Annotated in this window: 11 protein-coding genes; 6 read left to right on the forward strand and 5 right to left on the reverse strand. The window is 73.6% G+C overall.

The annotated features are described in order from the left end of the window. Window positions 1–101: 101 nt before the first annotated feature. The 4 genes from JL475_RS15990 to JL475_RS16005 all read left to right on the forward strand — a co-directional run bounded on the left by JL475_RS15990 (window position 102) and on the right by JL475_RS16005 (window position 3602). Window positions 102–992 carry an alpha/beta fold hydrolase gene (locus JL475_RS15990; RefSeq protein WP_202278370.1) on the forward strand — a complete coding sequence of 297 codons (891 nt, stop codon included), beginning with the start codon at window positions 102–104 and terminating at the stop codon, window positions 990–992. 63 nt (window positions 993–1055) lie between these two features. Further along, window positions 1056–1736 carry a maleylpyruvate isomerase family mycothiol-dependent enzyme gene (locus tag JL475_RS15995; RefSeq protein WP_202278371.1) on the forward strand — a complete coding sequence of 227 codons (681 nt, stop codon included), beginning with the start codon at window positions 1056–1058 and terminating at the stop codon, window positions 1734–1736. Window positions 1737–2012: 276 nt separating this feature from the next. After that, on the forward strand, window positions 2013–2771 hold the full coding sequence (locus JL475_RS16000) for an Abi family protein (protein ID WP_202278372.1): 759 nt from the start codon (window positions 2013–2015) through the stop codon (window positions 2769–2771). A gap of 132 nt (window positions 2772–2903) precedes the next feature. Continuing rightward, a complete protein-coding gene (locus tag JL475_RS16005) occupies window positions 2904–3602 on the forward strand; it encodes a copper homeostasis protein CutC (protein ID WP_202278373.1) in 699 nt (232 codons plus the stop codon). Between the two features lie 24 nt (window positions 3603–3626). On the opposite strand, the gene JL475_RS16010 is transcribed toward JL475_RS16005, so the two are convergent. After that, window positions 3627–5645 (reverse strand): ATP-binding domain-containing protein, encoded by a 2019-nt coding sequence (locus JL475_RS16010; protein ID WP_237407296.1) that lies wholly within the window; start codon window positions 5643–5645, stop codon window positions 3627–3629. Between the two features lie 427 nt (window positions 5646–6072). On the opposite strand from JL475_RS16010, the gene JL475_RS16015 reads away from it, so the two are divergent. Beyond that, window positions 6073–6279 carry a hypothetical protein gene (locus tag JL475_RS16015; RefSeq protein WP_202278374.1) on the forward strand — a complete coding sequence of 69 codons (207 nt, stop codon included), beginning with the start codon at window positions 6073–6075 and terminating at the stop codon, window positions 6277–6279. Here the strand turns inward: JL475_RS16015 and JL475_RS16020 are convergent, their stop codons facing one another. From JL475_RS16020 to JL475_RS16035, 4 genes are all read right to left on the reverse strand, one after another. Then, on the reverse strand, window positions 6280–8031 hold the full coding sequence (locus JL475_RS16020) for an alpha/beta hydrolase (protein WP_202278375.1): 1752 nt from the start codon (window positions 8029–8031) through the stop codon (window positions 6280–6282). It abuts the gene before it with no gap. Window positions 8032–8205: 174 nt separating this feature from the next. Continuing rightward, window positions 8206–9849 (reverse strand): DNA repair helicase XPB, encoded by a 1644-nt coding sequence (locus JL475_RS16025; protein ID WP_202278376.1) that lies wholly within the window; start codon window positions 9847–9849, stop codon window positions 8206–8208. 170 nt (window positions 9850–10019) lie between these two features. Further along, on the reverse strand, window positions 10020–10394 hold the full coding sequence (locus tag JL475_RS16030; protein ID WP_202278377.1) for an iron chaperone: 375 nt from the start codon (window positions 10392–10394) through the stop codon (window positions 10020–10022). A 32-nt stretch (window positions 10395–10426) separates the two neighbouring features. Next, window positions 10427–13000 (reverse strand): helicase C-terminal domain-containing protein, encoded by a 2574-nt coding sequence (locus tag JL475_RS16035; RefSeq protein WP_202278378.1) that lies wholly within the window; start codon window positions 12998–13000, stop codon window positions 10427–10429. Window positions 13001–13119: 119 nt separating this feature from the next. Here JL475_RS16035 and JL475_RS16040 point away from each other — a divergent pair, with 119 nt between their 5' ends. Further along, the gene (locus JL475_RS16040) at window positions 13120–14181 is read left to right on the forward strand and encodes a hypothetical protein (protein WP_202278379.1); all 1062 of its coding nucleotides are present in this window, start codon (window positions 13120–13122) and stop codon (window positions 14179–14181) included. The last annotated feature ends 77 nt before the right edge of the window (window positions 14182–14258 follow it).

The raw sequence follows: 14258 nt of genomic DNA on the forward strand, positions 1-14258 counted from the left end.
AAACACGGTGCATATCGCCGCACCAGGTCCTGGGGCCGCTCCTTCGGGGGCGGCCCGAGTGCTTCCCGGAAAAGACCGCCGGTGCCGCGAGAAAGCAGAAAGTGAGCAACCAGGTGCAACCGACGTTCGTACTGGTCCACGGAGCCTTCGCGAACTCCTTCTCCTTCGCGCCGCTCCAGGCCGAACTCGGCCTGCTCGGGCACCGTTCGGTCGCCGTCGACCTGCCCGGCCACGGCTTCGCGGCGACCTACACCCGCGCCTACCAGGCGCCGCAGGATCCCGAAGGGCTCGCCGCCGCGCCCGGTGCGATCAAGGGCGTCACGCTCGCCGACAACGCCGCGCACCTGATCGGGGTCCTGGAGCGGGCCAAGCGGAACGGCCCGGTGATCCTCGTCGCCCACAGCCGCGGCGGCGTCACGGCCACGGCCGCGGCCAACGCGCGGCCCGACCTGATCGACCGCATCGTCTACGTCGCGGCCTGGTGCCCGGTCGCGCTCGACGTCGGCGACTACTACGCCGAGCCGGAGATGGCCACGGTCGACGCCGCCTCCCTGGGGCTGGCGATGGCCGGGAACCCCGCCGAACTCGGTCTGCTCCGCGTCAACTTCCGCACCGCGGACCCGGCCGCCCTCGCGGCGCTCAAGGCGGCCTTCCTCGCCGACGGCACCGACGAGGAGTTCCTGACCTTCCTGAACACCTTCCAGCCCGACGAGAACCTGGACGTCGGCACCTCCGCCGACCGGGCGCAGGCGGCGACCTGGGGGCGCGTCCCGAAGACCTTCGTCCGCCTGGCCGACGACGCGAGCATGCCGCTCGCCCTGCAGGACCGGCTGATCCGCGAGGGCGACGAGCTGACGCCGGACAACCCGTACGACGTCCGCACGCTCGCGGGCAGCCACCTGAAGTGGCTGGTCGATCCGGCGCCGGCGGCCCGGACCCTGGGCGAACTCGCCACGCTCCCAGCCCCGGCCCCGGCCCCGTCCACGGAGTGACTCCCGCGCCCACCCCGCAACGATTCCCCTCCTGGGGGCGGAGCCGCCACTAGCGTGGGTGGCATGACGACTCCTGCGGATGTGCAGAACGTACGAGACCCGGAGCTGCCCGGGCGGCTGCTGACCGTCGAGCGGGACGAGCTGATCCCGTTGCTGCGGGGGAGGGCCGACGCGGACTTCGCATCGCCGGTGGTGGCGTGTCCGGGGTGGACGGTGCGGGATGTGCTGGCGCACTGCTCGGCCGCGCTGACGCGGGTGGTGGAGCGCCGGTTCGAGGAGGGGGTGTTCTCGCCCGCGTCCAACGACCGGGACATCGCCGAGCGGGCCGGGTGGAGCAACCGGCGCGTCGTGGACGAGCTGGAGCGCGGGATGAGCGAGGCCGGGCCGATGATCGCGAAGGCGGACGGGGCGCTGGACGTCCTCGCGCTGGGCGAGTGGGTGCACGCGGGGGACGTGCGTGAGGCGTTCGGGGAACCCGGCGCGTACGCGGGTGCGGGGCTGCCGTCCGCGCTCTCCCTCCTGGCCTACGTGACCGGTCGCAAGGAGCACCTTCCGCTGCACGCCGACCTCGACGACGTGGACGAGCCCCTGCGGCTGGGCGACACCTCGGGCCGACGGCCCCCCGCGCGGTACATCGGGGACGGGCCGACGCTGGTGCGGCTGTACGCGGGGCGGCCGGTGGACGGGGTCTCGTACGAGCTGGCCGGGGCGGCGGCCGCGGAGCTGAACATCTTCGGGGAGTGAGGAGTCGACCCGGATGAGGCTGTCCCGGGCGCGGCCCCGGCAGGAGGCCACCTCGGTGCGAGTCCTGTGACGCGAGCGCCGTCACCGTGGCGGCTGTCCTCCGACGGTCACTGAAACGGGCGGTGTCGCATCACCGCGGTTGACGTTCGAGGGGCATGAAGGGCAAAGCAGAGGGCCTTCACCGGCTGGTGAAGGCCCTCAAAAGTCTGACCCCGGTCGCTTGGCGCAAGCCAGAGGCTGAACCGGGGAATCTGACGGCCATGATACATCAGGGAGGTGCAGATACAACCGACGGCAGCGCAGCTGACACTGCTGGAACCGCTGATCTCCCGGCCTCGTCTGGCGCCCTATCTGGCGGCCGCGGGCACGCCGGCGGCGGCGATGGAGCTGTACCTGTGGAACGTGCGCCTCTCGGCGGCCTTCGCCGAGGTGATCGCTCTCGCTGAGATCATCCTGCGGAACGCCATGGCGGAGCAGCTCGCCGCCACGTACGGAGCCACCTGGTACGCACGCGCCGAGCTGTTCGATGACCGCACCATCAGCGGCTTCCGCACCACATGGCGCAACATCACCATGCCTACTGACCCGGCGACCGGGAAAACGACGCAGAAAACCCTGAGTGCCGTTCCAGCAGGGAAGCTCGTGGCCGAGTCCACCTTCGGCTGCTGGGTCAACCTGCTCGACAAGGGGGGCACCCGCGGCGACGGCCCGTACAAGAAGAACGTCGACTACGACTCCACTCTGTGGCGCAAGGCTCTCCACAACGCATTCCCGAACAGCGGAGGCAAACGGAGCACCGTGCTCACTACCGCCAGCCACGTCCGCTCACTGCGCAATCGCGTCGCACATCACGAGCCACTGTTCGACGGGGTTCCCCTGCCCGGTCAGACAGACCGCCGGGGCCGGGCCCGTCGGCTCACCCTCGCCGACGCGCATGCCGAGGTCCTGCACCTGGTCGAGTACATCGACAAGGACGTCGCCACCTGGCTGGGGCAGAACAGTCGGGTACCGGAGTTGCTGAGCACTCGGCCATGACTTTCTCCAGTTCGCCGGATGAGGTACCGCCGTGCGAATCGGGCTCGGGGCGCGGATCTTCGGGTGGCGGGCGTAGGGTGGATTGGACTAGACCTCTAGTCGCCGCCGAACGATGCCGAGGAATGGGGTCCCATGAGCAAGCGTGCAGTCCTGGAGGTGATCGCCCTCGACGTCGAGGACGCCGTCGCCGCGCAGGCCGGGGGCGCGGACCGGCTCGAGCTGGTCACCGACATGGCCGCCGACGGGCTCACCCCGTCCGCCCGCACCGTCGCCGCCGTGCGCGCGGCCGTCGACATCCCGCCGCGGGTGATGCTGCGGCTGGCGGACGGGTTCGCCGCGGGTGACCTCGGCCGGCTGGTGGACACGGCGCGGGAGATGCGGGACGCGGGGGCCGAGGAGTTCGTCCTCGGGTTCCTGGACGCGGACGGCGGTGTGGATCTGGGCGCGGTGGAGCGGGTCGTCGGCGCGCTGGACGGCTGCCGCTGGACCTTCCACCGCGCCATCGACCGCGCCGCCGACCGCGACGCCCTGCGCAAGCAACTCGACGGGCTGCCGGGCCTCGACGCCTACCTCACGGCCGGCGCGCCCGGCGGGGTGGCCGACGGGCTGCCGACGCTGCTCGCCGAGGCCCGGCGAGGGGGGCAGGGCGAACCCGGGTACGAGCAGCAGCTGCTCGTGGGCGGCGGGCTGCGGCTGGAGCAGGTGCCCACGCTGCTCGGCGCCGGGCTCCGTGCCTTTCACATCGGCGGCGCGGCCCGGCCGGACGGGTGGAACGGGCCCGTCTCGGCGGAGGCCGTGACCGAGTGGCGCCGGGTGGTGGACGGGGGCTGACGCCGGCCCCCGGCCCGGCCCGGCTCAGTCCAGCAACTGCTCCGGCAGCGGGGCCGCGTGGGTCACGATCAGGCCTGAGACCGCTCGGGTCAGGGCCACGTACAGGCGGCGCAGACCGGTGCGTTCGTCGGGCTCGGCGTCGACGACTGCGCGGGGCTCGTCCAGGACCACGTAGTCGTACTCCAGGCCCTTCGCCAGGGACGCCGGGACCAGGGTGAGCCGGGTGTCGTGCGTCGTCTCCTCGCCGGGTGCGACGTGTCCGAGGCCCGCCGCGGTGAGCTCCCGGGCCAGTTCCGGGACGCGGGCGTCCGCGGCGATCAGACCGACCGAGCCCTCGTGACCCAGCAACTCCCGGCAGGCCGACACCACTTCGCCGCTGCCGGTGATCGGACGGACCTCGAAGAAGCCCGGGTTGTCGCGGATCGACGCCACCGGCGTCAGCCCCGGCGCGATGTGCGGGAGCAGCCGGGAGGCGTACGCGATCACGTCTGTCGGAACGCGGAAACCCGCGGTCAGCTCCTCGACCACCACGTCCCGCTTGCCCAGGTGGGCCAGTGCCTCCTGCCAACTCCGGGTCGCCCACGGCGTGGTGCCCTGCGCCAGGTCGCCGAGGACGGTCGCCGAGCCGGTGGTGCAGCGGCGGCCCACCGCCCGGTACTGCATGGGGGAGAGGTCCTGCGCCTCGTCGAGCACCACGTGCCCGAGGGAGGGGGTGCGCCGGATCAGGTCGGTGGCCTCGTCGATCAGGACCGCGTCGGCCGCCGACCACTTCGCGGACCGCACCGACCGCGCCGGCCTCGTCCACAGGATCGCCTTCTGCTCGTCCTCGTCCAGCAGTCCGGCCGCGTGCTCGGCCAGGAAGTCAGGGTCCGCCAGCAGGCGCAGGACGAGTTTCACCGGGTCGACGGCCGGCCAGACCGTCTTCACCGCCGCCTTCACCGCGCTGTTGCGGGCCACCGTGTCCTGCACCCTGTCGTCCGGCGCCTCCCCGGCGCGCTCCATCCGCACCAGCACGGCGTGCGCGACGCGCTGCGGGAGGGCCTCGCGGGCGGCGCCGTAGCGGATGTCGCGGTCGAGCAACTGGCGGACGATCTCTTCCAGTTCGTACGCCGGTACCCGCCAGCGGCGTGAGCCGCGCACGACGACGACCGGTTCGGTGGGCATCGTCACGTGCGCGTAGAGGGCCCGGCGCAGGACCTCGGCCATCCTGGCGTCGCCCTTGACGAGCGCGGTCCGCGCGTCGTCCGTCCCGCGCACCTCGACGTGGGCCACCAGGTCGTCCACCGTCGCCTGCCCGACCGCCAGTTCGCCCAGCGCGGGCAGCACCTGCTCGATGTAGTGCAGGAAGGACCGGTTCGGCCCGACGACCAGCGTGCCCGTGCGGGCCAGCCGCTCGCGGTGGGCGTACAGGAGGTACGCCACCCGGTGCAGGCCGACGGCGGTCTTCCCGGTGCCGGGGCCGCCCTGCACGCAGACGCTGCCCGACAGGCCGGACCGTACGATCTCGTCCTGCTCGGGCTGGATGGTGGCGACGATGTCCCGCATCGGGCCGACGCGCGGCCGTTCGATCTCCCGTTGGAGCAGCTTGCTGGTGACGGCGGCCTCGGTCGGGTCGGACAGGTGCTCGTCCTCGTACGCCGTGAGGTCGCCGCCGGTGTAGCCGAAACGGCGGCGCAGCGCGATGTCCATCGGGTCCTTCTTGGACGCCCGGTAGAACGGCTGGGAGACCGGCGCCCGCCAGTCGATCACCATCGGATCGCCGTCGGCGTCGTGCACATGGCGGCGCCCGACGTAGAAGACCTCGCCCTCGGCCCCTTCCGCCCCTTCTGCGCCCGGGGCGTGCAGGTAGTCGAGCCGGCCGAAGAACAGCGGGGTGTCGCTGAGGTCGGCCAGTGCCTTGACGCGCTCCGCCATCTGGCGTTCCAGGATCTGCGCGTTGACCCAGTTCGCGGTGACGTCGCTCAGGTCGAGGGCCTCGACGTCCGCGCGCATGGCCCGCAGGGCGGTACGGGACGCGGCGAGGTGGGCGCGCTCGCGGTCCAGCGGGCCGCCGCCGGTGAGCGCGGGCGCGGGCGTGGGGGTGAGCGCGGGCGTGGGGGTGGGGGCGGGTTCGGGGACGTGCGCGGGCACGGGGCTGCCTCCGGCTGGTGCTGACGGTGATGCCGCGTGAGCACGGCATGGCTGACCGGCCGGTTTCCGTCCGGGCGGTGGCGCTCCGGCGAGGGAGGCGGGAAGATCCCCGAACAACGCTGACAATGCGAACAACGCAGCCGGGGCGAGCGGGAGATTCTAGTCGGCCGCCGGTACCGGGGGCGAACGGTTTCCCTCCCGGCCGTACCCCTCGGGGGTTCTCGGGGTTCTGGGTCCTTCTCGCAGGGGAGACCGGCCGCCTCAGGGGGGACCGGGCGGGACCCGAAGCTGGGCCCAAGGACTGATGCCCCGAACGGGTGATCCGGCGCACTCTGGACACATGAGCGCAGCGACCTTCATCCCAGGCAACCGGGCCGGCGGCCAGGGCCCTCCGCGCCGCGGTGCCACCGCCACCGGCTCCGTCCACCACTCCCCGCACCGTGTCGGCAACGCCCTGCGCGCCGTCAGGATCTTCGCCGAGGCCTTCTTCTCGGTCACCGTCCTCGGCGAGTACAACGAGGAGGCGGGCGTCCGCCGCCGCCGCTGATCACGCGCGCGGCGGAAGCAGGCCCTCGACGACCTCCAGGGGCCAGGCGCCGTACGGCGCCGGCAGTGGCCTGTCCGGGGTCGTGGCCCGCGGCAGGCCTCCGGCAGGCGTCCCGGCCTGCGCCCGCATCGGTTCCGACGCCGACGGCGCCCCGGCCGGCGGGGCGAACGGCGGGAGGTCCTGCGTGCACCGCGCGCCCTTCGGCGGCAGCGCGCCGGTGAGGAAGTACCGCACCACGTGCCGTCCCACGCACGCACTCGGGTTGTCCAGCGCGGTGTGCCCGTACCCGTCCAGGGTCAGCAGGCGCGCGTCGCCCAGTTCCTCGACCATGTGCTGGGCCGCCCGGTACGGGGTGGAGGGGTCGTGGGTCGTGTTCACCACCAGCACCGGGTGGGCGGTCGCCCGGTCCCACGGGCCGGTGTACGGGTCGGCCGCCCGGGCCGGCCACGTGGCGCACGGCTCGTTGGCCCACACCCACCAGTGGGCCAACTCCCCGGCCTCCGCCACCGCCCGCCGCTCCAGCTCGGGGTAGCGCAGCGGTGACCGCGGGTTGGGGCTCTCCGCGCACATCACCGCGAGCGGCTGCTCGAAGCCCGGGTAGTGCGCCGGTCCGCCCGTCGGAACGCCCGGTGCCAGGAGGGGCCGGCCGGACCACAGCGACTCCAGCAGGTCCGCGACACCGGTCCAACCGGGGTGCACGGTGTAGAGCCCGCCGCGCACCTCGCTCACGGCCCTCGCGTACGTCCAGTCACCGGCCGGCCGTTCGGCGAGGCGCCGCATCAGGGTGTCGTACTTGTCGCGGGTGGCCGCCGGGGTGCCCGCCGAGAAGACGCAGCCGGTCACGGGTGCGCGCCCGCAGTGGTCGAGGAACTGTGCCAGCGTGTCGGCCGAACCGAGGTGGGAGCCGAGCCGCAGGAACGTGTTCACCTCTTCGGACTCACCCGCCGCGTGCCCCTTGCCCGGCGTGCCGCCCTCGCCGAGCCAGGCGAGCGGGTCCACGTTCCCGTCCAGGACGAGCCGCCCGGCCCGCTCGGGGAACAGGTTCGCGTAGGTCGCGCCGAGCAGCGTGCCGTACGAGACGCCCCAGTACCGCAGCTGCTCCTCGCCCACCGCGGCGCGCAGCAGGTCCAGATCGCGGGCGGTGTCGGCGGTCGAGACATGGCGCAGCAGGTGCGGATCGCGCTGCTCGCACCGTTTCGCGAGGTCGGCGTACGCGGCGGCGAACGCCTGCTGCTCGCGCTCGCCCACCGGGAACGGCGGGAGCTTCGTCTGCCAGGCGGCGGCCTCCTCGGCGGTGTCGAAGCAGCGTACGGCCGTGCTCTCGCCGACGCCGCGCGGGTCCCAGCTGACGATGTCGTAGCGGTCCCGCAGTTCGGCCGGGAACCTGTCGTACAGCCGCGGCAGTCCCACGGTGCCGGGACTGCCCGGGCCGCCGGGGTTGAAGAACAGCGTGCCGACCCGCTTCTCCGGCGCGGCGGCGCGGTGCCTGATCACCGCCAGCTCGATGGTGCGGTCCTTGGGGCGGGTGTGGTCCAGGGGCACGTTCGCCGTCGCGCACTCGAACCCGGTCTGCGCGACGTCCGGGCAGTCCTGCCACCGCAGCACCACCCCGCCGTCGCCGCCGCCGTCGCCACCGCCCGGTCCGCCCGCGGACGCCGGGCCGACCGCCCCGAGCAGCAGTATCAGCGCCCCGGCCGCCGCGCCGGCGGTTCGGGTGAGGGGTATCCGTGTGGCGGTGGCGGTCCATGGCATGGGCAGGCCCTTCCCTCGCGGCGACCGGGAGTCGGGCCCGCAGCGGCGGGCCCGCTGTCATACCATCGGCGGTCCGCCGGCCGGGCAACCGACACGCGTCCGTTCGGGTGCTGAAGCGAGTGACCCGCCCCGTCCGTCCGAGCGACCGTGCTCCTGGACGCCTCGAAGGCGCGCTCAGCTCTCCGCGAGGAGTTCGTCCGCGTCGACGATGCGGTAGGCGTAGCCCTGTTCCGCCAGGAAGCGCTGGCGGTGGGCCGCGAAGTCCTGGTCGATGGTGTCGCGGGCGACCACGGAGTAGAAGTGGGCCTGGTGGCCGTCCGCCTTGGGCCGCAGGACCCGGCCCAGCCGCTGGGCCTCCTCCTGCCGGGACCCGAAGGTGCCCGACACCTGGACGGCGACCGTGGCCTCCGGCAGGTCGACCGAGAAGTTCGCGACCTTGGACACGACCAGCACGCCGATCTCGCCCTGCCGGAACGCCTCGAACAGCTTCTCCCGCTGCGCGTTCGACGTCTCGCCCTTGATCACGGGGGCGTTCAGGTGTTCGCCCAGCTCGTCCAGCTGGTCGATGTACTGCCCGATGACGAGGATCTGCTGCCCCGCGAACCGGCGCACGATCGCCTCCGTCACCTTCCGCTTGGTGGCGGTCGTCGCGCAGAAGCGGTACTTCTCCTCGGTCTCCGCCGTCGCGTACGCGATCCGTTCGGAGTCGGTGAGGTTGACCCGGACCTCCACGCAGTCGGCGGGTGCGATGTAGCCCTGCGCCTCGATCTCCTTCCACGGCGCGTCGAACCGCTTCGGGCCGATCAGCGAGAACACGTCCGACTCGCGGCCGTCCTCACGCACCAGGGTCGCCGTCAGGCCGAGCCGCCGCCGGGCCTGGAGATCGGCGGTGAACTTGAAGACGGGGGCGGGCAGCAGGTGCACCTCGTCGTAGAGGATCAGGCCCCAGTCCCGGGAGTCGAAGAGTTCCAGGTGGGGGTAGACGCCCTTCCGGCGGGTCGTCAGCACCTGGTAGGTGGCGATGGTGACGGGACGGATCTCCTTCCTCGTCCCGCTGTACTCGCCGATCTCGTCCTCGGTCAGCGAGGTCCGCTTCACCAGCTCGTGCTTCCACTGCCGGGCCGAGACAGTGTTGGTGACCAGGATCAGCGTGGTCGACTTCGCCTGCGCCATCGAACCGGCGCCGACCAGCGTCTTGCCCGCGCCGCAGGGGAGGACGACCACACCGGAGCCGCCGTGCCAGAAGTTCTCCACGGCCTGCTTCTGGTACGGCCGTAGCGCCCACCCGTCCTCGACCAGCTCGATGGGGTGCGCCTCGCCGTCCACGTACCCGGCGAGGTCCTCGGCGGGCCAGCCCAGCTTCAGCAGCGTCTGCTTGATCTGCCCGCGCTCCGAGGGGTGCACGACGACGGTGTCCGGGTCGATGCGGGCGCCGACCAGCGGGGCGATCCGCTTGGAGCGCAGCACCTCCTCCAGTACGGGCCGGTCGGTGCTGGTGAGGACGAGACCGTGCGCCGGGTGCTTGAGCAGGCTGAGCCGGCCGTAGCGGTCCATCGTCTCGGCGACGTCGACGAGCAGCGCGTGCGGCACCGGGTAGCGGCTGTACTGCACCAGCGCGTCCACCACCTGCTCGGCGTCATGGCCGGCGGCCCGGGCGTTCCACAGGCCGAGCGGGGTCACCCGGTAGGTGTGGATGTGTTCCGGGGCCCGCTCCAGTTCGGCGAAGGGCGCGATGGCGCGACGGCAGTCGTCCGCCTGCTCGTGGTCGACTTCCAGGAGAAGCGTCTTGTCGGACTGGACGATGAGCGGACCATTCACGCGCGGCTGCCTTTCTGCGACGGGCTCGGCACGGGCGTTGCACGGCACTGCACGGGCACAGCTCGGCCAAACGTCCAGTTTGCCTGATCGCCCGCCCTCCGGGCCCCGGAGTGACGCCCGCCACTTCGGGCCCGGAGAGCGGGACCCCGTCAGCAGATCGCCGGTGTTCGTCAGCAGACCGGGCCCGGCTCGGCCGCTGTGGCCCGGAGCAGGTCGCGCACCAGGTCGAAGTCGATGGTCGCCGGATCCTCCGGCTTGCGGAACCGCAGACAGCCCTTGCCCATGTCCTGCCCGGCCAGCCGGTTCTCGAAGGCCGCACGGACGTCGCCACGCAGGAGGTAGAAGGACAGGTACTGCTTCTGGGAGGCGAAGGCGATCTCGGCCGTGCCGTCCCGTTCGTAGGCGGGCATGCCGTACGCCATCACCTCGGTGAAGCCCGTGAGCTCCGCCCTGCACAACCGCCGCAGTTCGGCCAGCGCGGCCCTGCGTGGCTCCGGGACCTCCGCGAGGTAGCTTTCGACGTCCTGCACCGTGCTCCGCACCATGGGTGGAGCCTACGCCGCGCCGCGGAGCGGGCTCAGCTTTCGTCGTCCGCCGGTTCCGCCAGTTCCGCGACGCCCGTGATCCGGTGCAGCGGATAGGTGCGGACCTCGTCGGCGGTGTGGTCGTACGCCGTGACGAAGCCGCCCTCGACACGGACCGGGGCGATGACGCGCTGGCTGGCCGCGCCCTCGGCGTTGACGTAGCCGATCCACAACGCCTCGCCGGTGAGGACGGCGGCCTGCAGGGTGGCGAGGGTCTCGGCGGACCCGGTGCGCGGCAGCGCGCCGCCCCCGTTCCCGGCCGCTTCCCCGTCCCCGTCCCGGGGCTTGCGCGGCGCGGTGGCGGCGAGGTCACCCGCCCGTACGGCCCGGATCGCCGCCGTGAGCAGGGTGTCGTCGGGCACCGGCGGCCCCTCCGGAACCGGCTCGGGCGGCGTGCGCGGCGGGGTGCGGCGGGCATGGGCGCGGGTGATCAGCACATCGCCCTCGGCGGACTCGGCGGCCGGCGCGAACCCCATCTGACGCAGCCCCTCCAGCAGGCCGGCCGGATCGGCCCGCGCGGCCAGTACGGTCGGCGCGAGACGGCGCAGCCCCAGCCCCGCGGCCCGCTTGTCGGCGAGGATCTCGTTCAGTACCGCCTCGTCGTCGCAGCGCACGTACGCGGAGGCCGCGCCCACCCGCAGATGCCCGTGCCTGCGGGCCACGTCGTCGATCAGATACGTCAGCGGCTGCGGAACCGGTGTGCGGGAGTGCGCCGCGAGGAAGGCGTGCAGGTCCGCGGCGGTCTGTCCGGCGTCCAGGGCACGGCGTACCGAGCCCGGCGTGAACCGGTAGACGGTCGCCCCGCCCTTCGACTCCACGTCCGCGAGTATGTCCAGCATGTCCGCGAGCGGCCGTTGCAGCGGGCCCGGCGCGACGGCCGTCAGGTCGGCCTGGAGCAGGACGTGGTCCAGCGGTTCGGGCAGCAGCGGTGCCAGCAGCCGGGCGGCGGCGATGTTCCTCGGCTCGGCGGGGGAGAGGGGAGCCGGCGGCGGGGTCGGCCGGTGGTGTACCGGCAACCGGTCGCCCGGCCCCCGGGGCTCCGGTTCGGCCGGGTGGGCCGGACGGGCCGGTTTCGGCGCGGGCAGGCCGAGCAGCGCCCGCCCGTGGGCCGACAGCGCGCCCCGGCCGGTGATCCCCAGCATCTCCGCCTCGGTGAGCGTCCACCGGGCGAGCCGGGAGCGCAGGTCCTCGCCGTCGTCCCCGCCGGTGCGCGGCGGGCGTTCCCACCGCAGCCGCGCCCACACCGAATCGGCCACCGGAGCCGCTCCCTCCGGCAGCCCCGCCAGCAGCGCCAGCACCCGGTGCCGCACCTCGGGCGCCGCCGACCGGTCGAGCCCCGGACCGAGCGCCGCCACCGTGTGGTCCTTCGCGTCCCGCCCGCCGACCAGACCCGGGGTCCGGGTCGCCGCCAGCCACGCCGTGGCCAGCACCGTCCAGCGCTCGGCGGCGGGCCGCTCCAGCCAGGTGTCGTACGCCGGGGTCGCCGCGTACCGCTCGTCCTCCTCCCCGTCGGAGGCCAACAACCCCGCTGCGTAAGCCAGTTCGACCCAGAACGCGGCGGTCGGCTCGGGCACGTCCAGGGCGACGGCGGTCCGCTTCAGGTCCCGCACACTCAGCCCGCCGGACCGCAGCACCGCCGGACCGCCCTCGTCCCAGTCCTTCAGCAGTTCCTCGACGGCCGCCAGCGCCGTGTACGCCTGTCCGGCCGCCGCCGCGTCCACAACCTGTGGACGGTGCGCGGTCGCGGGTTCGACAGGCGGCGGCACCGGCTCGGTCACCCGGTGCGCCCGCCCGCCCCGCAGATGCAGCGCCACCTCACGCGGCAGGACGACCGTCCCGGGCGCCGTCGGAAGCAGCAGCCCCCGGTCCAGCAGCAGGCGCAGCCGGGGCGCCGGATCGGCGGTGACCTGACCGTAGGGCGGTCCCCACACCAGCCGCTCCAGCACCTCCGTCGACTCGGACGGAACCTCGGCGAGCAACGCCGACATCCGCGCCCGGTCCGTGAACAGCCCGGTCAGGGCGGTCACCGCGGAGACCGAGTCATGGGTGGACGGCAGCCCGGCCGCCGTGACGATCTCCTGGATCCGCCCCGGGGACATCCCGGCCGTCGCCTCCCGCACGGTCGGGCCGAGACCGGTCGGCGAGGGGTGCTGCGCGGAGGGGGAGAGCAGCTCACGGGCCGTACGGACCAGCCGCATCCGGTCGTCGCCGCCCCACACCAGCGCCTGTTCGCGCAGTGTCCGCACGGCGTGCGGCAGCGCGGCGGACACCGCGGGGTCGCCCTGGTCGCCCGCCAGCAGCCCGAGCAGTTCGTCGTACGGCGTCGGATCGGCCGCCACGGCCAGCGCCTGGGCGGTCTGCAGCGCGAACCGGTCCAGCCGCTCCAGGGCCCGCACGACCGAGGCCCGGGTCCCGGCCCGGGTGGCGAGCTGGGTGAGGTCGGAGGGCACGGGCGTGACGAGGTCCGGCCTGCTGCGCAGGAGCGCGGCAAGTCCGACGTCGTCCCGTCCCCGGAGATCCTCCGCGAGGGATCGGGGGGCCGCCGCGGGCTTCTCCTCGGTGCTCATCCGCATCACGGTAGCGGGTGGGTACGCCGGTGGGGTGCGCGGAGTTGGGTCGGCCGACCGGACTCGCGGTACCGTCGTCCGACGTCGTGTACCAACGCATCCGCCCCGGAGGGCACTTCGTGGGTATCGAGAGTGACCAGGTCGTCTACGAGTACCTGAGCCGCGTCGGTGACGTGGCGCAGCAGCGGCAACTGCCGTCGGCGACCCGGATGGGTCTGGTCGCCCGGCTGCGTGACGAGATCGACCGGCGCCGGGCGAGGTCCGCGGTCGACTCCCCGGCCGCCGTGCGCCGCATCATCTCCCGCATGGGCACCCCGGACGAGGTCGTGGCGGCGGCCGCGGACCCCTCCGGGACGGCCGGGGCGGCAGGGGATGCCGGGGCCGACGGCGCGGATCCTCGGCCAAAGGAGCCCACCGCGAACAGACCCGCACCGCCGCCCGCCGCGGTCCCCGCCCAGCGGAGCGGGGACCGCGGCGGGCGCGCGAGGGACGTCCTGCGCCGCGCCGTCCCCCGCCCCCGCCCGGCCGGGAACCCGCACTCCGCGCCCGCCCCCGGCGTACCGTCCCCGCCGCACCAGGCCGGTACGGACGAACTCGGGGACAGCGCCGACCAGCCCGATTGGTGGCGGGTGGACGACAGCCCCTTCGGCGTCGGCGACGAGGTCACCGGTTTCGTCGGCGGCGTGGAGATCCCCGAACTGCTCAAACCCCCGCCGTCGAAGGAATCGGGCGGGGCGACGGGCCCGGACGGGAAGGCGCCCGCGGCGGCCGTCGTCGAAGCCGGGCCCGGAACCGAGACCGGCACCGGGTCCGTCAGGCGCCGGTTCCCGCGCCTCCCGTCCGGCCGCTGGAGCAACCCCCTGCTGCTGGTCGCCGCGGGCCTGCTGGTCGTGGGCGCCGTCCTGGGCAACTGGTTCGCCCTGCTCCTCGGCTGGGTCATCGCCTACGCCTCCCGCCGCCTCACCCAGGCCGAGATCAAGTGGGCGGTCGTCGTCCTGCCGGGCCTCGCGATCGCGGGCGGAATCGTCTGGCTCTGGGGCCGGACCGAGGAACGCTGGGGCACCCCCATCGCCGACGGCACCATGAACGACGCCGTCTCCGAAACCTGGCCCTGGGTGGTCCGGGCCGCGGCGGTGGCCTCGGCCCTGTTCCTCACCTGGCGCTCCCAGCGCCGGCACTAGATCATCGATTCCAAGGGATCGGCCGCGTGTACAAGGAGAGGGAGTCCAACGTCAGTGCGTGAAAAAAGAGTTGGACT

Origin of the sequence: Streptomyces sp. M2CJ-2, from assembly GCF_016757295.1 — a bacterium.
Taxonomy (GTDB): domain Bacteria; phylum Actinomycetota; class Actinomycetes; order Streptomycetales; family Streptomycetaceae; genus Streptomyces.

Excerpts from the sequence above, each read along its gene's own strand:
- JL475_RS16030 (WP_202278377.1), bottom strand. The coding sequence starts at position 10,394 with ATGGTGCGGAGCACGGTGCAGGACGTCGAAAGCTACCTCGCGGAGGTC.
- JL475_RS16020 (WP_202278375.1), bottom strand. The coding sequence starts at position 8,031 with ATGCCATGGACCGCCACCGCCACACGGATACCCCTCACCCGAACCGCC.
- JL475_RS16035 (WP_202278378.1), bottom strand. The coding sequence starts at position 13,000 with ATGAGCACCGAGGAGAAGCCCGCGGCGGCCCCCCGATCCCTCGCGGAG.
- JL475_RS15995 (WP_202278371.1), top strand. The coding sequence starts at position 1,056 with ATGACGACTCCTGCGGATGTGCAGAACGTACGAGACCCGGAGCTGCCC.
- JL475_RS16005 (WP_202278373.1), top strand. The coding sequence starts at position 2,904 with ATGAGCAAGCGTGCAGTCCTGGAGGTGATCGCCCTCGACGTCGAGGAC.
- JL475_RS16015 (WP_202278374.1), top strand. The coding sequence starts at position 6,073 with ATGAGCGCAGCGACCTTCATCCCAGGCAACCGGGCCGGCGGCCAGGGC.